A 21,597-nucleotide genomic window follows, 5' to 3' on the forward strand; every position below is an offset into this window, starting at 1 on the left:
TTTGATGGAAAGCCCCCTTTCGGTGGAGACTCGGGCAAGCTCGACGGACGTTTCTCGCTCCCGGCCGACGGCGACCGGTGCGGCCCGGCCCGTGCGGCTCCGACTCGTGCGGCGCATACCCGTGCGGATCCGACGTGCGCGGTTCACGCCCGCGCGGCCGGACACGCCCCCGAGGCCCCATGTCTCTCATCTGTTCCCCGCGCCGGACCCCTGGCGCCCCGAAGGAGTTGTGTTGTCCCAGTCACCGCCCTCAACCGTGCCCCGTCGCGGGGCGACCATCGTCATGGCCTGCCTCGGGGTCTTCGTCGCCTACCTGCCGGTGACCAGCGTCTCGGTGAGTCTGACCGCCATCCAGTCGGCGCTGTCCACGACGACCTCGCAGCTGGCCTGGGTGTCGGACGCCTTCGTGCTGCCGATGGCGGCCTTCATCCTCACCGCCGGTGTCTTCGGCGACGTACACGGCCGGCGCAAGGTCTTCATCGCCGGGCTGCTGCTGTCCGCCGTCGGCGCGGCCACGTCGCTCACCGCGCACTCGATCGGCCAACTGTGGACCGGGCAGGCGCTGTCCGGGCTCGGCGCCGCCGCCCTGCTGCCCACGACGCTGGCCCTCATCAGCCACGCCGTACCCGACCACCGCGAACGTGGGAAGTTCATCGGTATATGGGCGATGTGCCTGCTGGGCGCGCTCGCCGTCGGTGGTGTGCTGGCCGGGTCGATCCTCAGCCACGTCAGCTGGCGCTGGATCTTCCTCGTACCCCTCCCCGTCGCCCTCGTCGCCGTCGTCATCTCGCTGCGGGCCCTGCCCGAGTCCCGTGCGCCGCGCTCCGGGCGGCTCGACTGGCCCGGGCAGATCACGGCCGCGCTCGCCATCACCGCGCTCGTCTACGGCGTCATCGAGGGAGGCGCCGGCTCCTTCGGCGACACGCAGGTCGTCGTCGCGCTCGCCGTCGCCGTCGTCAGCGGGGTTCTCTTCGTCGTGACCGAGCGGCGCTCCGCCCACCCGATGCTCGACCTCGCGCTCTTCCGCAGCCCGGGCTTCACCGCCACGACCCTCGTCGCCATGATCATGTTCCTGGGCATGATCGGCTTCTTCTTCGTGCTGAGCCTCTACTTCGGCATGGTCCAGCGGCTCGACACCCTCGGCACCGCCTGGCGGCTGCTGGTGATCACCGGGGCCGCGCTGATCGTCAGCGGTATCGCCGGGCGCGTCATGCACCGGCTCTCACCGCGCCTCATGATCACCACGGGCCTGCTGATGGTGACGGCGGCCCTGCTCACCCTGCTCGGCGCCGGTGCCGACACCTCCTTCGGCTCGCTCTCCTGGCGGCTCCTGCTGCTGGGTCTGGGCATGGGACTGGTGACGACGCCGATGACGGCCACCGCCGTCGCCTCCGTACCGCATCCGCTCGCCGGGATGGCGGCCGCCGGTAACAACGCCTTCCGCCAGGTCGGCGGAGCGCTCGGTCCGGCCGTACTCGGCGCCCTGCTCACCAGTCGTGCCGTCTCCTCCCTTCCCGGCCACCTCGCCGACGCGGGGGTGGACGGCGCGCTGGCCGACCAGGTCACCACCGCGACGCGGGACGCCGGTCTCGGCGCGGTGGGTTCGATGGCCCTCGGCCCGAAGTCCGGTCAGGTCTGGGGCGCGGTCGGCGACGCCTTCCTCGACGGCATGCGCCTGTGCCTGGTCGTGTCGGCGGGCCTCACGTTCCTGGCGGCGGTCCTCGCCTTCGTCCTCCTGCACCCCCGCCTCGGACGCAACCGCTCGGTGAACGTCGTCGGCGAACCGGCCGCGCGGGCGCCCGGCAACGCGGAGCGGCGCGAGGTCGGCACGGGGACGCCCGCCTGACGGGACCCTGCCGTCACGCCCCTTCCGGCCTGAGCGCATGCCGGGCCGGGAGGGGCGTGACCGTCCCGGCCCGGCGGTCACGAGATCGACATGCCCCCGTCGATGGACAGCACCTGGCCGGTCATGTAGTCGGCGTCCAGCAGCAGTTCGACGCCGCGGGCCACCTCGTCGGGCGTGCCCGTGCGGCCGAACGCGGTCCGAGCCACGAGCGCGGCGCCGACCTCGGCCGGCAGTTCCTCGGTGAGCGCGGTGGCCATGAGGCCGGGTGACAGCGCGTTGACCGTCACATTGAACCGCCCGCACTCCAGGGCCAGGCTCCGGGTCATTCCCAGCACTCCGGCCTTGGACGCCGAGTACGCGGTCTGGCCCGGGCTGCCGTGGAGGCCGGCGGGGGAGATGACGTTGATGATGCGTCCCCAGCGGTTTCGCATCATGTCCGGGAGCGCCGCCCGGCAGGTGTGGAAGGTGCCGCTCAGGTTGACGGCGACGGTCCGGGTCCAGTCGTCGACGGACTGGGTGACCATGAGGCCGTCCCGGCGGATCGCACCCGCGTTGACGAGGACGCTGATGCCTCCCAGCTCGGCGCGTACCCGCTCGACCATGTCCCGGGTGGCAGCCCAGTCGGCGACATCCGCCCGCACGAGGGCGCTCGGCCCGCTGAGCCCGTCCGCCACCTCGCGGGCCCGGTCCTCACCGCTGGCGTAGTGCAACGCCAGCCGATAGCCACGGTGGTCGAGGACCCGTGCCACGGCGGCGCCGAGCGCCCCCGAAGCGCCTGTGATGAGAGCGACACGGCCGTCGGCACCCACCGCCATCAGACCGGCGCTCCTGTGCACGCGCCGGCCTGCGCCGAGCGGTCGGAGAGCGCCGCTGCGAGACCTCTCCTCGCGTTCTCGCGTCGACGTGCCTTTCGTGCGCGCCGAAGGCCGGATATCCGCGTCCGGTCGAAAGCCATCACACCACTCCGTACGTACGGGGACGGGGAAGGGGAGCGGGGGCCGGACCTCCGCGGGAGGTCCGGCCGCCGTAGCTCCCGGGCAGGCGGTCCACGGCGCATGAGGCGCGACAGGTCGCAGGGGCAGCGCACGGCGCGCGAGGGCATCCGGGCGGGTGTCGCCTTCGACAGGCTCCACCTCGCCCGGAGCTCCCGCGCCGTTCCCGTTCCGGGGACTCCGCCGCTGCGCCGGCCGGCATCCGCGGACGAACGCGGGGAACGCGGTCGAACGCGGTCGGTCGCGATCGGGCGCGGCCGGTCGTGCTACGAGGCGACGGACGATTCGTCGGCGGCCTCGGCCACGAAACGCTCGGCCGCCGTCGCGTCGACGCCCAGCGAGGACAGGACCCCGGCGCCGTCCTCCTCCAGCAGCCCCAGCAGGATGTGGCCGGTGCTGACGCTGTCCCGCTCGAGTCGCAGGGCGATCCGGGATGCCAGTTCCAGCGCCTTCTTCGCGCGGGCGTCGTACGGAGTCAGGACCGGATCGGCGTCGCTGCGCGCCGGCAGGGCGGCCACGGCCGTGCCCCGCGCCTGGTCGAGGTCGATACCCTGCGCCCGCAGTGCGCCGACCGCGCTGCCCTCGGTGCCGAGCAGGCCGAGGAGGACGTGCGCGGGGACGATCTCGGCGTTGCCGGCCACCTTGGCCTCGTTCATGCCCGCGATGATGGCACTGCGGGCGGTCTGGGAGAACCTCTCGAAGGCGTTCGACGGCTTGGAGTCGGGCTTGCCGACGAACCGCTTCTGGGCGGCCTGCCGGGTGACGCCCATGCTGCGGCCGATGTCGGTCCAGGAGGCGCCGGAACGACGGGCCTGGTCGACGAAGTGGCCGATGAGGTGGTCGGCGACCTCGCCGATGTGGTCGGCCAGCACGATGGCGCCGCTGAGCTGGTCGAGGGCGGTGGTGTGGTTCTCGGTGATCGCCGTGATGAGCTCGTCGAGCTTCACCGGCGGAGTGATCTGAGTCATGATGTCAACCTTAGGTTGTCAGTCGAGGAGTGTCAACCCGGGGTTGTCACCTCTCTTCTCCGGCCCTGGGCGCGTGGCCACCGCGCTCCGCGGCGGCCACGCGCCCTGCCGATGAGCGCGCGGCGGACCGCGCGCCTACCAGGTGACCGGCATCTCGGCCGGGCCGAACGCCTGGATCGAGTGGTACTTGTACGTCAGCTCCGCCTCGGGCACGGCGAGCGCGAGCGTCGGGATCCGCTCGAACAGCGTCGTGTAGACGATCTCGAGCAGGCTCGGCACCAGGCGGTCCGCCGGGCACTTGTGCGGTCCGTGACCGAACGCCAGGTGCCGGGCGGGCTCCTCCCGCATGAGATCGAGCTGATGGGGATACGGGCACACCGACGGGTCGCGGTTGACGGGCAGCGTCGGCACCGCCAGGCCGTCACCGTCCTTGACCAGCGTGTCGCCGATGAGCACGTCCTCGGTGGCGAGCCGCATGGGGGTTCCGTCGTTGACCGAGAAGTAACGCAGCATCTCGTCCACCGCGATCGCCATCCGGTCCGGCCGGGCGAGCAGCGCCGGCCGCTGCTCAGGGTGGTTCAGCAGGGTGAGCACGCCCAGCGAGATCATCGTGGACACCGAGTTGTGGATGCCCTGGGCGTTCGACAGCATCAGAGGCGCGAGCTCGTACCAGTCGACCTCGCCGTGCTTCTCGCGTTCCTGCACGATCAGACGGCTCATCATGTCGTCGCCGAGATGCTTGGCCTTCTCCTTCAGGACCTCTTCCGCGTGCCCGTTCAGACGGTCGGCCGCTGCCCTCTCCTCGGCCTCGGTGGAGGTGCCGAGCAGCAGCTTCCAGACGTTGTCCCGCATCGTCCTCAGCTCGGCCGCGGGGATGCCGAGGAACATCTCCTGCAACTGCCACGCGACGGGGAACGACAGCTCCTTCACCATGTCGACCGGCTTCGTCCGCCGGCCCAGCATGTCGTCGATCCTCTCCTCCACGGCGACCCGCAGGCGCGGCAGCAGCCGGGCGAGCCCTTCCGGGGAGAACTCGTCCATGATGGACTTCTTCTTCAGCAGGTGCTCCGGACCGTCCAGGTTGATCATGAACGGTGCGCAGTACCGCAGCTTCATCAACGAGTTGGGTGTCAGCTTCGGGAAGCGGTCGTCCGTCTTGTCCGAGCTGAACCGCGGGTCGGAGAGGACGATGCGGGCGTATTCCGGCCTCACCACCATCCAGACCAGTTTGCCCGTGGGCAGTTGGACCTGGCCGATGCCTCGTTCCCGCAACGTTTCGTACTCGGCCGGCAGTACGCCGGGGAGCTGCCGACGAATGGGGTGGGCCGGTAGTGTGCTCATGCTGACACCTCTGCAGCCCAGTGGTAGAAGCGGGTGGCCAGTGAATTGTCTTGCGGGTCGTACGGCGGAATGATCTCCGTGAGGTCGTCGACGAGCTGGAGGAAGCGGGGATCGCCCTCCGTCCACACCTCGCTGATCGCCTCCATGCTGTCGGCCACGGCGAAGTCCTGGACGTGCAGGTAGATGCCGCGCCACAGATAGATCTGGCGGCGCAGCGTGCCCATCTTCTGCGGGATATCGGTCGCGTCGGATTCGGCGAACAGCCGTGACACCTCGGCGATGTGCTCCTGCCGCTGGGTGTTGACGATCACCGCGCTGTACGTCTGCTCCAGGTCGCCCAGTCGCTCGGTCGGCCACAGGTAGAAACGTTCGGCCGTCGGCCGGTCGACCGGGCCGTCCCAGTCGTCCGTCGCGGCGTGATCGCCGAAATAGGTCGACAGGTGTTCGTCCAGCTGCGTGCACCGGGGGTCGGTGGTGATGATCCGGTACGCCTCGTCGGGGTCGTCGACGTCCCAGTCCTGCATGTGCACGTACAGGTCGCTGTAGCTGAAAACCTGTCTGCGGCGCAGCTGGGGCAGTTCGGAGGCGACCTCGCCGTCGAACTCCCGAAGGATCTTGGTGACGTCGGCGACGTCACCGCTGTCGAACGCGCCGACAGTGACGATGCTCGGCATAGGCGTCTCCTCACGATAGGCGGGGGTGGGTTTCGAGGGCGTGCCCAGCCTGTGGCCCGGCCTTCGACGCCGGATCGACGCCCGGTCGACGGCCTGGGGCGGACCGCCGACGGCGAACTCGAAGGGTCCTCGAAGCGAGGTCGATCGAGGACGGACATCGTCGAGCGCGACGGATCCGGACGTTACGACGCTTGTGAGGTGTCTTGTTGTGTCGAGTACACAGCGGCGAGTCGAGCACGGCATCACCATCGACGCCGATGTCGAGACGGTGTTCGACCTGGTCGCGGACGTAGCACGATGGCCGCAGTTCCACCTGTCCGCGGTGCACGCGGAGACGGTCCACGCCAACGAGAAGGGGGAACTGGTCAAGTACTGGGCTCTGGACGGAGACGCCGCCGTCCGCACCTGGCAGACCGTGCGCCGCACGGACCGGCCGGGACGCCGTATCACCTTCGCCCACATGGAGGCCCGACCGCCCGCCACCGAACTCCGCGGCGAGTGGGTCTTCACCGAACTGGCTCCGGACCGGACCCGGGTCGAGCTGTCCCACCAGGTCGGCGCGCCGGCCGACGCCGATCTCGGACCGTTGCTGGACGGGCTCGCCCAGGACAGCGAGGACTGCCTGACCACGCTGCGCGACACGGCGGAGCGCCATGCCGACCTGGACGAACTCGTCGTGTCCTTCACCGACCCGTTGTTCATCGCCGGCTCCGTCGAAGACGCCTACGACTACCTCTACCGGGCGGACCTGTGGCCGGAGCGCATTCCGCACGTGGTGGGACTCGCCATGACCGAGGACGAGCCGAACGTCCAGTTCTTCGACATGGACACCAAGGGCCCGGACGGCAGCACGCACACCGTCCGTTCGGTGCGGATCTGCCTCCCGTCCCGACTGATCGTGTACAAGCAGATCTCACTGCCCGCGATGCTGGACGCGCACACCGGCCACTGGCGGTTCACCGAGACGCCGGAAGGCGTCGTCGCCGAGGCGCGGCACACCAGCACGATCAAGCGGTCGGCGCTGTCCCAGCTGGGCGGCGCGACGACGGTCGGTGAGGCCCGCCGGTACCTGCGGCGTCTGCTGAGCGGCAACAGCATGAGCAACCTGCGCCTCGCCAAGGCGTACGCGGAGGAGCGCGCCGGTTTCTGAACCGGGCACGCACCAGCCTCCGGGCGCTCTCGCCGCAGCGCGAGTGGCGAGGAACCACCCGGCCGGACGGCGCGCTGCCGTACCGGCAACGACACCCGTCCGGGCCGGGTCCAACGAACAGAGAACCGTCGAGTCAGGAGGAGTCATGGCCGAGGAGACGACCGCCAGAGGCGGGGGAGTGTGGGCAGCCGCTGATCTGCTGACCCCGATGGCCGTCCGGGTGGCGGCGACGCTGCGGCTGGCCGACCACATTGCCGCGGGCATCCGGACGACCGAGGCGCTGGCCGAGGCCGTGGACGCCGACCAGGACGCGCTGGGGCGGTTGCTGGACCACTTGGTGACCGCAGGCGTGCTGTCGGGTACCGGCCCCGGCGCATACGGCCTGACGGCCATGGGCCGCCACCTGTGCGAGAGTGAACCCGAGGGGATGCGGGCCATACTCGACATCGAAGGAGCGCTGGGCCACGCCGAGTTGAGCCTCGTTCACCTGCTGCACACGGTACGTTCGGGTGAGGCGGCGTTCCCTCGGCAGTACGGCGTGACGTTCTGGGACGACCTGTCGTCCGACGACGGGCGCGCCGAGTCCTTCGATGCGCTGATGGGAGCCAGGCTGACGGCGCACGCGCCCGCCGTGGCCGGGGCGTACCCGTGGGGGACACTTCGGCACGTCGTCGACGTCGGTGGTGGCGACGGCAGCATGCTGATTGCCGTTCTGCAGTCCCACCCCGATCTGCGAGGGACGGTCGTCGACCTGTCCGGTCCTGTGCGCCGGGCCGGGAAGGCCATCGCCGCGGCCGGTCTCGACCATCGGGCCGACACCGTGGCAGGCAGCTTCTTCGACGCTCTTCCGGCCGGAGCGGACGGATACCTGTTGTCGAGCATCCTGCACAACTGGGACGACGCGGCGGCCGCCCGCATCCTGCGCCGCTGCGCCGACGCGGCGCGGACGACGGGGCGCGTGCTCGTCGTGGACTACTTCGGTGACCGGACCGTGCAGACGGAGGGTGACCTGCGCATGCTCGGCTACTTCGGCGGTCGGCAGCACACCCTTGAGCAACTGGCCGAACTGGCGGGAGCCGTCGGCCTGCACACCACCTCGGTCACGCCGGCCGGCCGTTACTCCGTCGTCGAACTGCGCGCGGCGCGCTGAACGGTCGCGCGCCGCGTCGCAGGCGGACCACCGTCGGTGTCGCCGACCGGCCGGCGCGCTCCGTTCGTCCCGGTGGCCGTCGAGAACCGGGCTTCGATTCCGTCCAGGATGATCGCCAGGCCGTTCTCGAACCGCTCGTCGGCCTCCCCGATCTCGGACACCTGGACCATCCGGCTCAGGTGGGGGAACTCACCCGTAGCCAGAAGGGACTTGAGGTACGGCTCCATCCGCAGCCGCCAGGCATGACGATCGACGCCGGACCGGTCCGCGTTCGCCCGCTCGGTCAACTCGGCCTGTACGGCTCCGCCGACCCAGGAATGGATCAGATTGAGTACGTCGACCGTTTCGTCCATGCCCAGACCGCAGCCGGCGAGAACGGCGAGATCGCGTTCCATGCCGCGCATGAAGTTGGGGCCCATGATCGGGCGGGTGGCGAGGAGTGGGGCGAGCCAGGGGTGCCGCAGGAAGATCTGCCGACGACGGTGAGCCAGGGTCGTCAGGTCCGCGCGGAGATCGCCGGTCGGCTCCTGCGGCTCGAAGCCCGTCGCCTCGTCGATCATCACCGTGTAGAGATCCTCCTTGGCCGGGAGGTAGCGGTAGAGGGTCATCGCACCGGTGCCGAGTCTCTTGGCGATGGCGCGCACCGACGCGGCTTCGATGCCTTCGGAGTCCGCGATGTCGATCGCCACCGCGGCGATCTGCCCACGGCTGTGCGTCGGCGCGGGGCCTCGCGCCGGCTTCTCCGGTCGCATCCAGATGATTGGTTTCGAGTCCGACACAGCAGCCATCCTACGCGGCCCGCCGCATACTTGCGTGCGGTGTACTCAGTTGGCTACGCTAAAATTGCGTACACCGTACTCGGTCAGGGGTTGATGCATGGAAGACGCGATCGTGTACACCGAGAATCTGCGGAAGCGGTTCGGGGGCGTCGTCGCGCTGGACGGCTTGGACCTGGTGGTGCCGACGCACACCGTCTACGGCCTGCTCGGCCCCGAGGGCGCGGGCAAGAGCACCACCGTGCGGATCCTGACCACTCTCACCAGGCCCGGCAGCGGACGGGCCGTCGTCGCCGGCTTCGACGTGGCCCGCAACCCGGCGGACGTGCGGAAGGTGATCGGCCTGGCCGGTCAGGACGCCTCGCTCGACGACGAACTGACCGGCCGGGAGAATTTGCGGATCTTCGGCCGCCTCTCACGGCTCGGCTCGCGCGGCGCCCGCAGGCGCGCCGACGAGCTGCTGGAACGGTTCGGGCTCGCCCACGCCGGTGACCGGCTCGTCGGCACCTATTGCTGTGGCATGCGCCGCCGGATCGACCTGATCGCCGGTCTGTTACGAACTCCCGCCCTGCTCGTCCTCGACGAGCCGACCAGGGGGCTCGACGACCGCAGCCGCGTCGAGATCTGGGAAAGCGTTCGCCGCCTGGTGGCCGACGGCACCACGGTCCTGCTCACCACCCAGCATCTGGAGGAGGCGGACCGGCTCGCCTCCGCGGTCGGCGTGATCGACCAAGGCCAACTGATCGCCGAAGGCAGCCCGGCCCAACTCAAGTCCCACATCGGCAGTCGTATCGACGTCGTCGTGGAGTCGACGGACCATCTGCCCAGTGCCATGGCGCGGCTGGAGAGGCTCACAGGCCGGTGCCCGGAGGCGGACGGAGCGCGCATCGTCGTCGCCGCGGTGGACCCGATGCCCACCCTGCCACTGATCGTGAGCGAACTGGACGCGGCCGGTGCGGTGATCCGGAACGTCGGGATCCGTGAACCCGGCCTGGACGACGTCTTCCTGGCACTGACCGGCAGGAGCATCGAACCGGTGAAACCGGCCGAGGCGCCGGGGACGGCGTGATGGACCTCTTGGCCGGCGGTTGGACGCTGACGGTACACACCTGGGGCGGGTGGTGCGTTCGGCACGGGCCGCGGTCGGCCTGGCAGCGTCGGCCCCGCCCCTCGCGGGGGTGTCCGATGTCCTCGCGCCCGCCGACCGGACGCCGGTGCGGCTTCGCGCGTTGTGCGAGTGGAACCCGCTGAACCCATGGGCGACGGCCCTGCGTGAACTGTTCGGCGTCCCGGTCACTTCCCGGGCCCGAGGCCGCGTGGCCGCTGACCCACCCCGCGACCGCGAGCCTGCTGGGGGCCGGTCTGCCGCTGCTGGTCCTCGTGCCGCTGTCGGCCCGGTCGCTTCGCCCGCGCCGGACTGCGGATCCGTCCGCGTGGTCCGCCGCCCGAGGGTGCGGCGGACGCGCGGCAGCACATCCAGAACCCGCACGGGTGCGACGCGCCCGTGAGGAAACCGCTGTTCTCATTCTCGGAGGGACAAACATGCGTGTAGTGATCGTCGGGGGCGGCACGGTGGGGTTGTGCACGGCCGTCTTCCTCGCCCGTCAAGGTGTCTCGGTCCATGTGCTGGAGCGCCGGTCACAGGTCAACGACCACCCGCGGGCCTTCGGTATCACCGACCGGTCGGCGGAGATCCTGCGGGAGGCCGGCATCGAGATCGAGACGGACCATCTCGTCCGGGGCCTCATGACGGGGTCGAGCCTGGCCGACCTGACCACCGTCACGGCCAAGTTCGAACCGCCGGAGATCGGCCCGGCGAAGCTGGGAAGCTGCCCGCAGGACCGGGTGGACCGGGCCGCGCTGGCACGGCTGCGGGAGCTCGGCGGGCAGGTCGACTTCGGCAGCGAGGTGGTCGCGGTGGCGGGAAGCAGTGTCACCACGGCGGACGGCAGGACGGTCACGGGAGACTACGTGATCGCCGCCGACGGAGTCCGCAGCGGGATCCGGGAACTGCTCGGCATCGGCGTGACCGGCCCGGGGCCACTGAGCAGCTCACACATGCTCAACGTGCTGTTCCGCGCGGAACTGCCGACCCCGCCGCTGTCCATGACGTTCCTGCGCAACGAGCGGGCGTCCGGGATCCTGCTGAAGGTCGACGACACCGGCCGCTGGGTCTTCCACATCCCGAACGGCGACCCGGACACCCCCGTCGAGCGGATACAGCAGCAGATCCGGGACGCCACCGGCGTCACCGACGTCGAGCCGGAGATCATCAGCCTGCTGCCCTGGTCGTCGACGGCGCGGGTGGCCGACAGGTTCAGGCAGGGCGACGTCTTCCTCGTGGGTGACGCTGCGCATGTGGTGCCGCCGGTCGGCGGCCTCGGGCTCAACGTGGGTATCGCCGACGGCCACAACCTGGCGTGGAAACTGGCTGCCGGCGGTGACGCCCTGCTCGACACCTATGAGGCCGAGCGCCGGCCGGTCGCACTGTTCACCATGCGACAGACCGTGCTCCGAGCCGAAAACCGGGACCTGCACTGGGACAACGACGCGGGCCGGGCCGCCGACCGGGCAGCCGTGGGCATGGCCGGCATCATGATCCCCGTGATCGGCTACCGGTACGACTCCCGCGCGGTGATCGACCCGGAACCTCTCTCCGACATGGAGAACCTCGTACTGGACGGGGCACCGGGCAGTCGCCTGCCGCACCGGTGGCTTCCGGACGGACGGTCCACGGTCGACCTCGTCGACGGGTTCACGCTGATCACCGGGACCGACGCCGGCCACTGGCTGGACGCGGCACGGACCCTGGGCATCACGGCGCACGCGGTCGAAGGGTGGGCGGAGGCCGCCGGCATCAAGGAGGACGGCGCCGTGCTCGTCCGCCCGGACGGGTTCGTCGGCTGGCGTACCGCCACCACGCGTCATGCCGCGGCAACCAGCACCCAACACCTGCGGGACGCGCTCGACCGGATCCTGTGCCGACAGGGAGAGTGACGCGGATCCGTAGCCGTGGCATGCGGCCGGCACCGGCGCAGTCGGTGCCGGCCGCACGCTGCCCGGGCCCGGGCCCCGACATCCGGGCCGTCTCCGCACGCCCCACCCCTTCGAGTCGAACCACACACGAACTCGCCTCGATCCGCTGACGCGAGCATCGGCGCGATGTGATGCCTCGACCACCGATCCCGGGCAGACGCGCGCTCACCGCGCGCTGTTCGCGGACGTTCCCAGCACGAGGGCGAAGGCCGGGCCGGAAGGGATCAGGTTCGAGTGGAACGCGAGGCCGGTCAGGAACCGAACACCGAGGCAGAGGAGGCGGAGGATGGATTTCGGCGCTGATCCCTATCCCGAGTACGCGTGGTTACGTGCGGAGGAGCCGGTCCGACAGGTCTTGGAGGGCCGGGGTCTTTACGGGCTGCTGGTGACCCGGTACGAGGACGTGCGCAAACTGCTGTCCGATCCCAGGATGAGCAAGGACCCGCGCAACGCACCGCTCGACTGGCAGGAGGCGGGCAAGGGGAGGCCGCTGGAGGACCGGACCGGACTCGGGACGCACCTGCTGACCACGGACCCGCCCGAACACACGCGGCTGCGTCGGCTGGTGTCGACGGCCTTCACCGCCCGCCGGGTCGAGGGCCTGCGCGTTCAGGTGCAGGACATCACGGACGGGCTCCTCGACGCGATCGTGCCGCGGGGACGGGCCGAACTGGTCACCGAGTTCGCGTTCCCGCTGGCGATCACGGTGATCTGCGAGCTGCTGGGAGTCCCCAAAGCGGACCAGGACGTGTTCCGCCAGTGGACGAAGGACTTCCGGCGGTGGACGAACACGGACTCCGCCCAGGCCGACCGCGGTGACGCGCGGCCGGTCGGACTGCGCGATCTCCTCGAGTACCTGACCCGGCTGGTCGAGAAGCGCCGACGTGAGCCGGCCGACGGACTGGTCGACGCGTTGATCGCGGCCCGGGACGCCGACGACCGGCTGAACGAGGCCGAATTGCTGTCCATGCTCTCGCTGCTGCTGGTCGGAGGCTTCGAGACGACGGTCAACCTGATCGGGAACGGCACCCTGGCCCTGCTGCGCCACCCCGACCAGCTCGCCCGGCTGCGCGAGCGACCCGATCTGGTGGATTCGGCGCTGGAGGAGATGCTCCGGTACGACGGGTCGTTCGAGACGTCGACGTGGCGGTTCCCGCTCGAACCCGTCGAGATAGCGGGCACGCGCGTCGAGAAGGGGCACCCGGTGCTTCTGTCACTGGCGTCGGCCAACCGGGACGGGGCGAAGTTCTCGGCACCGGACCAGTTCGACGTCACCCGTGCGGACAACGCGCACGTGGCCTTCGGACGGGGCGCCCATTTCTGCCTCGGCGCCCCCCTGGCCCGGCTGGAGGGCCGGATCGCGTTCGACGGGCTGCTGCGCCGGCTGCCCGGCCTCGCGCTGTCCGTACCGCCGGAGCGGTTGCGATGGCAGCGCAGCCTCACGATCCGCGGCCTGGAAGCGCTGCCGGTCACCTTCGATGCCTGACCTCGGCATCGAAGAGTCCGTTTACCCACCATGGACCGTTGTCAGGAAAGAGACCCACATGCCGAATGCAGCAGTCAGCGCGCGAACGGTGAGGGCGCGATGAACCGCCGGATCGCGATCACGGGGATCGGAGTACGCGCCCCGGGCGGTGGAAACGCCAAGGAGTTCTGGAAACTGATCTCGTCGGGCACCTCGGCCATACGCACCATCTCGCTCTTCGACGCGTCCGGTCACCGCTCCCGTATCGCGGGTGAGTGCGACTTCGACCCGGTCGCGGAGGGACTGTCCGCGCAGGAGATCCGGCGCATGGACCGCAGCGCGCAGCTCGCCGTGGCCGCGACGAGGGAAGCGGTCGCGGACGCCGGCCTCGACCTGGCCGAGACCGACCCCCACCGCTGCGGGGTCAGTGTCGGCAGCGCCATCGGCGGCACGATGAGCCTGGACCGGGAGTACAACGTGCTGTCCGACGGCGGACGCAAGTGGCTCCTCGACCACGAGTACGCGGTGCCGCACCTGTACAACTATCTCGTCCCGACGTCGATCGCCGCGGACGTGGCCTGGACGGCCGGGGCTGAAGGTCCCGTGTCGCTGGTGTCCACGGGATGCACCGCGGGCATCGAGTCGGTGTCCCACGCGGCACGGCTGATTCGTGAAGGCTCCGCCGACGTGATGCTGGCCGGTGGCTCGGACGCGTCCGTCTCACCGATCTGCGTCGCCTGCTTCGACGCGATCAAGGCGACGACGCCTCGTAACGACGAACCGGCGACCGCGTCCCGTCCCTTCGACCGCAGCCGGAACGGCTTCGTGCTCGCCGAGGGCAGCGCGATGCTGGTGCTGGAGGAGCTGAACCACGCCAGGGCACGTGGCGCGCACATCTACGCGGAGATCGGCGGATGGGACGTGCGTGCCAACGCCTACCACATGACCGGACTCAGGACAGAAGGCGCCGAACTGGCCAAGGCCATCGAGGTGGCGCTGCGGATGGCCGGGCGCGTGCCCGACCAGGTCGACTACGTGAACGCGCACGGCTCCGGCACGAAACAGAACGACAGCCACGAGACCGACGCGTTCAAGCGCAGTCTCGGCGACCACGCCTACCGGACACCGGTCAGTTCGATCAAGTCGATGATCGGCCACTCGCTGGGCGCGATCGGCTCGATCGAGATCGCGGCGTGCGCGATGGCCATCGAAGCCGGACTGGTTCCGCCGACGGCCAACCTCCACGAGCCCGACCCGGAGCTGGGTCTCGACTACGTGCCGCTGACGGCGCGGCAGGCGGATCTGCGGACGGTGCTCAAAGTGGGCAGCGGCTTCGGTGGTTTCCAGAGCGCCATGGTGCTGACCAAGGGGGGATCCGATGAGTAGGGCAGTTCCGGGGAGCGACGACGGCACGACGCCGGCGCCCCCTCGCGCAGTGATCACCGGTATCGGGGTGGTCGCGCCGAACGGGTTCGACGCCGACGAGTACTGGGACGCCGTCCTCCACGGGCGCGGAGGCATAGACCGGATCACCCGGTTCGACCCGGCGCAGTACCCCGCCACGTTGGCGGGTGAGGTGCCCGACTACGACGTACGCGCGTACATCCCCAGCCGTCTGGTGCCGCAGACCGATCAGACCACCCGACTGGTGCTGATCGCTGCGGACGCGGCGGTTCGGGACTCCGCCCTGGATCCGACCGCCCTCCCGGACGACCAGGTCGGCATCGTCACCGGCCTCTCCGCAGGCGGGCTCGAGTACAGCCAGCGCGAGCTGGAGAAGCTCTGGAGCCTCGGCAGTGATCATGTGAGCGCCTATCTCTCGTTCTCCTGGTTCTACGCGGTGAACACCGGGCAGATCTCCATCAGGCATGGGTGGCACGGCCCCGGTGGCGTCCTGACCGGGAACACCAGCGGCCTGGACGCCATGGCGCAGGCCCGCCGTTACGTGGCCGACGGCTTGCCGGTGGTGATGTGCGGTGCGGTGGAGAGCGCGATGTGCCCGCTCGGGTTGACGATCGAGCTGACCACCGGCCACATGAGCACGGTCGACGACCGGACCCGGGCCTACCTGCCGTTCGACACCGCCGCGTCCGGCTACGTGCCTGGAGAAGGCGGAGCCATGGTCGTGGTCGAGGAGGTCGGACACGCGAACGGTCGGGGTGTTCAGCCGTACTGCGAAATCGCCGGGTATGCCACCACTTTCGACCCCCGGCCCGGCTCGGCACGCGAGCCCGGGCTGCGGCGGGCGATCGAGTCCGCGCTGTCGGACGCCGGTGTGACGCCGGCCGAGGTCGACGTCGTGTTCGCGGACGCGGCCGGGGTCGGCACACTCGACCGCGCGGAAGCCACCGCCGTCACCGCCGTGTTCGGTCCACGGGGTGTTCCGGTGACCGCGCCGAAGACGATGACCGGCCGGCTGTACTCCGGTGGCCCGGCGCTCGACGTGGCCACGGCGTCGTTGAGCATGCGGCACGGTGTCATCCCGCCCATGATCAATGTGACCGACCCCGTTCGGTCCGACCAGCTCGACCTGGTACTCGGACGGCCGAGGGAAACGACCGTGTCCACCGCTCTGGTGCTGGCCCGCAGTGACGGCATCAACTCCGCGATGGTGTTGAAGGCGGTGTGAAGAAGGACGCCGGTGGCAGCCGTCCGCGACGGCTGCCACCGGCGTCCTTCCCGGACGAGGCATCTGCCGGTGACGCCGGCACCCCCGACCCGGCATCGCCCGGTTCACGGCGTGGCGATGATCTCCAGGATGCCGGCCGTCCAGGTGAAGCCGGCGCCGACGCCTGCCAGCAGACACGTCTGCCCCGGCTCCAGGGCGCCCTCGGTGACGAGCTGGGCCAGCCCGGCGAACTGGTCGCCCGCACCGAGGTGCCCGACCTGCCGGCCCCAGGACCAGGTCGAGCGCTGCGGATCGATGCCGAACGGGTCGAAGTACTGTGCCCGCATCCGGGTCCGGCCCAGGTTCGGCAGCACGTACCAGTCGATGTCGCTGAGTTTGACGTCCGCCTGGGCGCAGGCCCGGTCGAATGCCTCCCGTTGGCCCGCCTCGATGCGGTTGATCAGCAATTCCACCCCGAGCTCGCGCACCAAGGAGTCGCTGTTCAGGTCGATCGGCGCTCCCGCGGCCAACGGGGCGTCACTGAACCGCTCGCTCCGGCTACCGTGCTCCAGCCCGGAATCGGACACCGTGACGAGTCCGCGGAGCCGGGCGAACCCGGTGCGGGTGGACACCACCACGGCGGTGCCGCCGTCGCCGCAGACGGTGCTCGGGTCGCTGCGCCAGCGGTCGAAGCCGGGCAGGCTGAAACGGTCGGCCGTGGTGACCAGGGCGGTCGGGCGGTCGTACGCGCGCAGGTAGCCGGCGGCGAGTTCCAGGGCGATCATGCCGCCGTTGGACATCTGGCGGACCTCGACGGCCGGACAGGAGCCACCGCCGCAGAAGCGCTGGACGTACGACGCCGCCGGCCACATGTCGTGACCTTGGTGGTAGGCACAGGCGTGCAGCAGCAGATGCAGGTCCTCCGGCCCGACCTCGGCGCGTGTGAGCGCGTCCTGTGCGGCCAGCACCGCCATCTCCGGGGCCGACTTGTCCGCCGAGACGCACACCGACTCGATGCCGGTGTTCCAGACCCGCGCCCGATCGGCGAGGCCGGTGCGCTCCGCCTCGTCGAGCGTCAGCCGCTCGGGCAGCCACGCGCTCGCGGCGGCGATGTAGATTCCGTCGCTCATCTTCTTCCTCCCACGGATCGGATTGCCCCGGGTTTCCCCTATCCGGTCATGGTCGTGATGTCCGGCCAAGGCTCGGTCGAGGCCCAGGCGAGGCCTTGCCGCGGTGAACGGACGCCGACAAGCCCCTGAGGGCTGTCCCGTCGTACCTGTCGGGCGCGCATACCGGGCGCCGCCGTCGAGCGGTACTCGATCGGGTGTCGAAGCGCCCCGGCGATGTTGGTCTCGACGTCACGAGACGAAGGGATCGACGATGGCGACTTTCACTCAGGCGGATCTGGTGGGCCACATACGCGAGGCTGCCGGCGAGGACGAAGGATTCGACCTGGACGGCGATATCGGCGACACCACCTTCTCCGACATGGGCTACGACTCGGTCGCGATGGTGGAGGTGACGCTCCTGGTCGAGCGAGAGCTCGGCATCGGCCTGCCGGAGGACGACAGGACGGGCAAGAACGCGACGCCGAAGCAGTTCGTCGAACTGGTCAACGAGCTGCTGCCCACGTCGATCTAGGGGGTCTCTCGTTCGGATCGAGCCCGGCACGATCCGAACGAGAGGCCTTGGCCGCGGCCCGGTGGCGCGGACGGCTCATCAAGGAGATGACCATGTACAGCACAGAGCACGAGCAACGCTTCGACAACGGCGCACCGGAAGCACCCGAGCAGCTCGGTCTGCTCTCCGAGATCCTCAACCGGGAGACGTTCCGGACCCTGGGGGAGGAAGTGCGTGTCGGCCACGGCTGGCGCTGCTGGGAGGTGGGCGCCGGGGACGGCTCCGTCGCCCGATGGCTGGCCGCCAGAGTGGGGACATCCGGACATGTGGTGGCCAGCGACCTCAAGCCCCAGCACGTCCCCGACCACCCGCGGATCGAGGCGATCCGCCACGATCTCACCGAGGACCCGTGGCCGGAAACGGAGTTCGACCTCATTCACGCCCGGCTGGTGCTGATGCACGTGGCCGACAAGGACGCGGTCGCCGCACGGCTGGCCGCGCGCCTCCGGCCGGGCGGTGCGCTGGTGCTCACCGACTGGTATTGCGGTTGCGCCGAAGAGGGCATCATCAAATCCCCGGTCGACGCATACACGGAGCGCATTTTCCAGGAATACCACGACGGTGTGCACAAGCTCGCCGGAGAGACCGGTATGGACTTCGGCTGGGCGGTGCGTACGCCGGACGTGCTGGCCGCCGCCGGTTACCGGGACTTCGTGGTGCGGGACTTCCGGGCGCAGGGGGAGGGCGGGACACCGACCGCACGGCTCGCCCGGCTGCACAGCAGAATGCTGGAACCCTTCCTGTTGAGTCGGACCGGGCTGACCGAAGCCGACCTTTCGGTAATCCGTGAGAAACTCCTGGACCCGGAATTCGAGATGGTGACCAACCATACGTACACCACCGTCGTCCGGGTGCCGAAGTAAAGGCGAACCGGCGGAATTGAAGGCGGGCCGGCCGAAGTAAAGGTGAGGCATAGGGCGCGGGCGGGCCGGGAGGCGGGCGTCCGGGAGTCCCGGCAGGGGTGGCCGCCGCTGCGCGTACCGGCTTCAACGGTCATAGCGGTACACATCGGCACAGACAACCGTGCGCCTCCGGGGTCGCGCTTCAACATCTCCCCTCCGGGTGTCGCACGGTGGTTCCTGCCTCTCGAACAGCCGTTCGCCGTGGCAGCGGCGCGGCGATCGGGTTGCACTCCCGGTTACCGCCGCCGACTCTTTCCCCAAGAAATGCTAAAACGGCTCGATATGATCTTGTTGGGAAGTGGAGGGCCGGGCTACGGTATGTCGTGCGCCAGCGAATACGGGGGAGTGATGGCGGCTGTGGCGGCAAAAGATTTAACGGTAAAGCGACATGCCGATATTTCGGTCCATAATCTCGAGTGGGTGCTGAAATGGAAAACGGCAGATGTCGTCGGCCTTGGCATCCTGACGGAGCCCGCAAGGTTTTACGTGCACCACTCCCGGGGGGTTCCGGAACGGTCATGGGAACCGCCGCCCGGTCCGGGGGCGCGGCATGCAGCCTGACTGTGCCGGCCAATTGCGAATAGTGCTGATCGACGACCATGCGCTGCTGCGCGAGGTGGTGTGCGAGGCGCTCAACGTAGAACCGGACATGGTCGTCGTCGGCGTCGCCGCCAGTAGTTCGACAGGCATCCTGCACTGCGACATCAAACAACCCGACGTCGTGCTGCTCGACGGGAACATTCCTGACGAGTCGTTGACCGAAACGGTGCGCGCCATCCGCTCCGCATCGCCGCACGCGAGAGTCCTGATCGTCAGCATGCCCGACGATCCGGCTCTGGTGCGCCAATTGCTCGACTGCGGTGTCCGGGGCTGTCTGAACAAGTCGGCGAGCCGGACCGACTTGGTGTCCAGTATTCGCGCGGTGTGTGCCGACAACATCCGTATCGTGCTCCACGTATCCGTCGAGGCGTTGACGCACATCGCCTCGACGGCGGACTGCCCGGACGTGCTCACCAGACGCGAGATGGAAATCCTGACCCTGGTGAGCAAGGCCATGAGCAACCGGCAGATCTCGCGGCGGCTGACGATCGCCGAAGGCACGGTGAAGCGCCATCTGGGCACCATCTTCACGAAGTTGGGCGCCCGCTCCCGACTCGAAGCGGTCAACAAGGCTGTTTCCATCGGGCTCATCGCTCGCGCAGGGTGAAACCGTCCGGAGAAATGCCGCCGAGCGACAAGGTCCAGAAACCGCAGGTGCAGATCGAGGGAAGGTACACAGATCGTGGCAAGCTTGAAAGGCAAAACCGCGCTGGTGACCGGTGGTCGGACCGGGCTCGGCTTCGGCACCGCCACCGCGTTGGTCGAGCGCGGTGCGAAAGTCGTGATCACCTCACGCAACGAGGACGCACTGCGCAAGGCTGCCGCCGAACTCGGCGAGGAACGGGCCGTCGCGGTCGCCGGTGACGCCAACGACCCCGAGCATCAGCGGATCGCGGTGGCGACCGCAGTCGACCGGTTCGGATCGCTCGATCTGCTGGTCAACAATGTCGGCGGTACGGAGCGAACGGCCCGCCGGCTGGTCGACGCGGATGTGGCGGCGTACCGGCGTACGGTCGAGATCAACCTGATCTCCGCGCTGACCTGGGTCCAAGCGGCCTGGCACGGCTGGCTCGGCGAGCACGGCGGCTCCATCGTCAACGTCTCCTCGATCGCCGCCGAACTCGCCGTTCCCGACGGCACGGCCTACGGGACGGCCAAGGCGGCGCTGAACCACTTCACCCGGCAGATGGCGAACGAACTCGCGCCCGCGGTCCGGGTGAACGGTGTCGCGTCCGGCACGGTGCTCACCGACTTCACCAGGGCGAATCTCGAAGGAAGGGAGGACAAGGTGATCGGTTCCATCCCGCTGGGGCGACTCGGCGAAGCCGCCGACGTGGGGGCGGCCGTGGCCTTCCTGCTGTCGGACGAGGCGTCCTGGATCACCGGGCACACCCTCGTCGTCGACGGCGGCCGGCTCCTTCACAACAGGTAGAGCGGTACCCGCCCGATCGAGGATCGTCTGGGCCGTGTCCGACGATTTCCGCCGGGCGGGCGGTACCCGCTGATCCGACGCGCATGGCCGGACACGCCCTCGCGACGATCCTCGCTCCGCCGCCGCGGTCGTTGCGCGTGGCGGTGACTACCGAGTGAGCTGCTCCGCGCGGGGCTTCCCCGAGACCTCCCAGTCCGACCAGGAGTCGCGTCCGGCCAGCACCTCCTGATGCAGTTCCCGCAGCATCCCCGAGGGTTCGAGGCCGAGTTCGGTCGACAGTGTCCTGCGCAGGTGCTGGTAGGCGACCAGGGATTCACTCCGTCTGCCGCTGGAGGCCAGCGCCTTGATCAGCTGCGCGTGGTACCACTCGTTGAGCGGGTCGGTCAGCAGCGTGGCCTTCAGCTCCCCGACCAGCTCCCGGTGCCGTCCCAGCATCGCGTCGGCCTGGATGCGCAGTTCGACGGTGTGCGCCCGCTGCTCCGTGAGATGGACGACGTGCGCCTGGATCGACGGGCCGGCGGTCACATCGGCGAGCGCCGGCCCCGACCAGAGGTCGAGCGCCTGTCGCAGCAGCCGCGCCGCCGCGGCCGGATCACCGGCGGCGAGTGCGGTGCGCCCCTGCTTCGCCAGCCGCAGAAACGCTCCCAGGTCGAGCTGGTCCGGGTCCACCCGGAGCATGTAGCCGGTGCCGCACGTGGCGAGCACCTGCTCGACCGTCCCCGCCGGCACCCACGGTTCGAACTGACGCCGCAGCTGGTAGATGTACGTCTGCGCGGTGGGGACGGCACTCTTCGGCGGTTTGTCCCCCCACAGCTCGTCGATGATCGTGTCGAGCATGACGATGTTGTTCGAACACAGGAGCAGTTGCGCCAGCACCCGCCGCGCCATCGGCGCGGTCGGCGTGCAGTCGCCCAGATCGTTGGTGACGGTTAGGCGGCCGAGTACCTGGAATTGCAACACGGACGAATGCCTCCACA

General features: G+C 69.6%; 19 protein-coding genes. 12 read left to right on the forward strand and 7 right to left on the reverse strand.

The features are described 5' to 3' along the window. The first annotated feature begins 283 nt into the window (after positions 1-283). The gene (locus SACTE_RS25810; protein WP_037759088.1) at positions 284-1,846 is read left to right on the forward strand and encodes an MFS transporter; all 1,563 of its coding nucleotides are present in this window, start codon (positions 284-286) and stop codon (positions 1,844-1,846) included. Positions 1,847-1,923: 77 nt separating this feature from the next. On the opposite strand, the gene SACTE_RS25815 is transcribed toward SACTE_RS25810, so the two are convergent. The 4 genes from SACTE_RS25815 to SACTE_RS25830 form a co-directional block, all read right to left on the reverse strand. Beyond that, a complete protein-coding gene (locus tag SACTE_RS25815; RefSeq protein ID WP_014048959.1) occupies positions 1,924-2,661 on the reverse strand; it encodes a 3-oxoacyl-ACP reductase family protein in 738 nt (245 codons plus the stop codon). Between the two features lie 443 nt (positions 2,662-3,104). Continuing rightward, complete coding sequence (locus SACTE_RS25820) at positions 3,105-3,806, reverse strand: Clp protease N-terminal domain-containing protein (protein WP_014048960.1); 702 nt, start codon at positions 3,804-3,806, stop codon at positions 3,105-3,107. Between the two features lie 135 nt (positions 3,807-3,941). After that, a complete protein-coding gene (locus SACTE_RS25825; protein WP_014048961.1) occupies positions 3,942-5,147 on the reverse strand; it encodes a cytochrome P450 in 1,206 nt (401 codons plus the stop codon). Continuing rightward, the gene (locus SACTE_RS25830; RefSeq protein WP_014048962.1) at positions 5,144-5,821 is read right to left on the reverse strand and encodes a TcmI family type II polyketide cyclase; all 678 of its coding nucleotides are present in this window, start codon (positions 5,819-5,821) and stop codon (positions 5,144-5,146) included. Before SACTE_RS25830 ends, SACTE_RS25825 begins: the two co-directional genes overlap by 4 nt. A gap of 208 nt (positions 5,822-6,029) precedes the next feature. On the opposite strand from SACTE_RS25830, the gene SACTE_RS25835 reads away from it, so the two are divergent. After that, positions 6,030-6,971 (forward strand): aromatase/cyclase, encoded by a 942-nt coding sequence (locus SACTE_RS25835; RefSeq protein ID WP_014048963.1) that lies wholly within the window; start codon positions 6,030-6,032, stop codon positions 6,969-6,971. 145 nt (positions 6,972-7,116) lie between these two features. After that, entirely contained in the window at positions 7,117-8,121 is a 1,005-nt protein-coding gene (locus SACTE_RS25840) for a methyltransferase (RefSeq protein ID WP_014048964.1), read from the forward strand. Here the strand turns inward: SACTE_RS25840 and SACTE_RS25845 are convergent. Next, positions 8,088-8,900, reverse strand: a complete 813-nt coding sequence (locus tag SACTE_RS25845; protein ID WP_226995184.1) for a TetR/AcrR family transcriptional regulator — start codon at positions 8,898-8,900, stop codon at positions 8,088-8,090. The two genes, SACTE_RS25840 and SACTE_RS25845, sit on opposite strands and share 34 nt — an antisense overlap. Before the next feature lie 97 nt (positions 8,901-8,997). Between SACTE_RS25845 and SACTE_RS25850 the strand changes: the two genes are divergently transcribed. The 5 genes from SACTE_RS25850 (at position 8,998) to SACTE_RS25870 (ending at position 16,027) form a co-directional block, all read left to right on the forward strand. Beyond that, on the forward strand, positions 8,998-9,966 hold the full coding sequence (locus SACTE_RS25850; protein WP_014048966.1) for an ATP-binding cassette domain-containing protein: 969 nt from the start codon (positions 8,998-9,000) through the stop codon (positions 9,964-9,966). Positions 9,967-10,388: 422 nt separating this feature from the next. Further along, positions 10,389-11,894 (forward strand): FAD-dependent oxidoreductase, encoded by a 1,506-nt coding sequence (locus SACTE_RS25855; RefSeq protein ID WP_157839235.1) that lies wholly within the window; start codon positions 10,389-10,391, stop codon positions 11,892-11,894. Between the two features lie 325 nt (positions 11,895-12,219). Then, entirely contained in the window at positions 12,220-13,419 is a 1,200-nt protein-coding gene (locus SACTE_RS25860; RefSeq protein WP_014048968.1) for a cytochrome P450, read from the forward strand. 99 nt (positions 13,420-13,518) lie between these two features. After that, positions 13,519-14,784 carry a beta-ketoacyl-[acyl-carrier-protein] synthase family protein gene (locus SACTE_RS25865; protein ID WP_014048969.1) on the forward strand — a complete coding sequence of 422 codons (1,266 nt, stop codon included), beginning with the start codon at positions 13,519-13,521 and terminating at the stop codon, positions 14,782-14,784. Further along, positions 14,777-16,027 (forward strand): ketosynthase chain-length factor, encoded by a 1,251-nt coding sequence (locus SACTE_RS25870; protein ID WP_014048970.1) that lies wholly within the window; start codon positions 14,777-14,779, stop codon positions 16,025-16,027. Before SACTE_RS25865 ends, SACTE_RS25870 begins: the two co-directional genes overlap by 8 nt. Before the next feature lie 104 nt (positions 16,028-16,131). On the opposite strand, the gene SACTE_RS25875 is transcribed toward SACTE_RS25870, so the two are convergent. Continuing rightward, positions 16,132-17,136 carry a ketoacyl-ACP synthase III family protein gene (locus tag SACTE_RS25875; protein ID WP_014048971.1) on the reverse strand — a complete coding sequence of 335 codons (1,005 nt, stop codon included), beginning with the start codon at positions 17,134-17,136 and terminating at the stop codon, positions 16,132-16,134. 250 nt (positions 17,137-17,386) lie between these two features. Between SACTE_RS25875 and SACTE_RS25880 the strand changes: the two genes are divergently transcribed. The 4 genes from SACTE_RS25880 (at position 17,387) to SACTE_RS25895 (ending at position 20,620) form a co-directional block, all read left to right on the forward strand. Beyond that, entirely contained in the window at positions 17,387-17,647 is a 261-nt protein-coding gene (locus SACTE_RS25880; RefSeq protein WP_014048972.1) for an acyl carrier protein, read from the forward strand. A 92-nt stretch (positions 17,648-17,739) separates the two neighbouring features. After that, the gene (locus SACTE_RS25885) at positions 17,740-18,549 is read left to right on the forward strand and encodes a class I SAM-dependent methyltransferase (RefSeq protein WP_014048973.1); all 810 of its coding nucleotides are present in this window, start codon (positions 17,740-17,742) and stop codon (positions 18,547-18,549) included. 622 nt (positions 18,550-19,171) lie between these two features. Continuing rightward, positions 19,172-19,795, forward strand: coding sequence for a response regulator transcription factor (locus SACTE_RS25890; protein WP_232793474.1), 624 nt, complete (start codon positions 19,172-19,174; stop codon positions 19,793-19,795). A gap of 75 nt (positions 19,796-19,870) precedes the next feature. Further along, entirely contained in the window at positions 19,871-20,620 is a 750-nt protein-coding gene (locus tag SACTE_RS25895) for an SDR family oxidoreductase (RefSeq protein WP_014048975.1), read from the forward strand. A 147-nt stretch (positions 20,621-20,767) separates the two neighbouring features. On the opposite strand, the gene SACTE_RS25900 is transcribed toward SACTE_RS25895, so the two are convergent. Beyond that, on the reverse strand, positions 20,768-21,580 hold the full coding sequence (locus SACTE_RS25900) for an AfsR/SARP family transcriptional regulator (protein ID WP_014048976.1): 813 nt from the start codon (positions 21,578-21,580) through the stop codon (positions 20,768-20,770). Positions 21,581-21,597 lie beyond the last annotated feature (17 nt).

The sequence above is a fragment of the Streptomyces sp. SirexAA-E genome (assembly GCF_000177195.2).
Lineage (GTDB): Bacteria > Actinomycetota > Actinomycetes > Streptomycetales > Streptomycetaceae > Streptomyces > Streptomyces flavovirens.

Bases quoted from the DNA above. Each gene is read 5' to 3' on its own strand.
- SACTE_RS25815 (WP_014048959.1), bottom strand. From the start codon at position 2,661: ATGGCGGTGGGTGCCGACGGCCGTGTCGCTCTCATCACAGGCGCTTCG.
- SACTE_RS25850 (WP_014048966.1), top strand. From the start codon at position 8,998: ATGGAAGACGCGATCGTGTACACCGAGAATCTGCGGAAGCGGTTCGGG.
- SACTE_RS25825 (WP_014048961.1), bottom strand. From the start codon at position 5,147: ATGAGCACACTACCGGCCCACCCCATTCGTCGGCAGCTCCCCGGCGTA.
- SACTE_RS25875 (WP_014048971.1), bottom strand. From the start codon at position 17,136: ATGAGCGACGGAATCTACATCGCCGCCGCGAGCGCGTGGCTGCCCGAG.
- SACTE_RS25860 (WP_014048968.1), top strand. From the start codon at position 12,220: ATGGATTTCGGCGCTGATCCCTATCCCGAGTACGCGTGGTTACGTGCG.
- SACTE_RS25870 (WP_014048970.1), top strand. From the start codon at position 14,777: ATGAGTAGGGCAGTTCCGGGGAGCGACGACGGCACGACGCCGGCGCCC.
- SACTE_RS25810 (WP_037759088.1), top strand. From the start codon at position 284: ATGGCCTGCCTCGGGGTCTTCGTCGCCTACCTGCCGGTGACCAGCGTC.
- SACTE_RS25865 (WP_014048969.1), top strand. From the start codon at position 13,519: ATGAACCGCCGGATCGCGATCACGGGGATCGGAGTACGCGCCCCGGGC.
- SACTE_RS25820 (WP_014048960.1), bottom strand. From the start codon at position 3,806: ATGACTCAGATCACTCCGCCGGTGAAGCTCGACGAGCTCATCACGGCG.
- SACTE_RS25840 (WP_014048964.1), top strand. From the start codon at position 7,117: ATGGCCGAGGAGACGACCGCCAGAGGCGGGGGAGTGTGGGCAGCCGCT.
- SACTE_RS25885 (WP_014048973.1), top strand. From the start codon at position 17,740: ATGTACAGCACAGAGCACGAGCAACGCTTCGACAACGGCGCACCGGAA.
- SACTE_RS25880 (WP_014048972.1), top strand. From the start codon at position 17,387: ATGGCGACTTTCACTCAGGCGGATCTGGTGGGCCACATACGCGAGGCT.
- SACTE_RS25830 (WP_014048962.1), bottom strand. From the start codon at position 5,821: ATGCCGAGCATCGTCACTGTCGGCGCGTTCGACAGCGGTGACGTCGCC.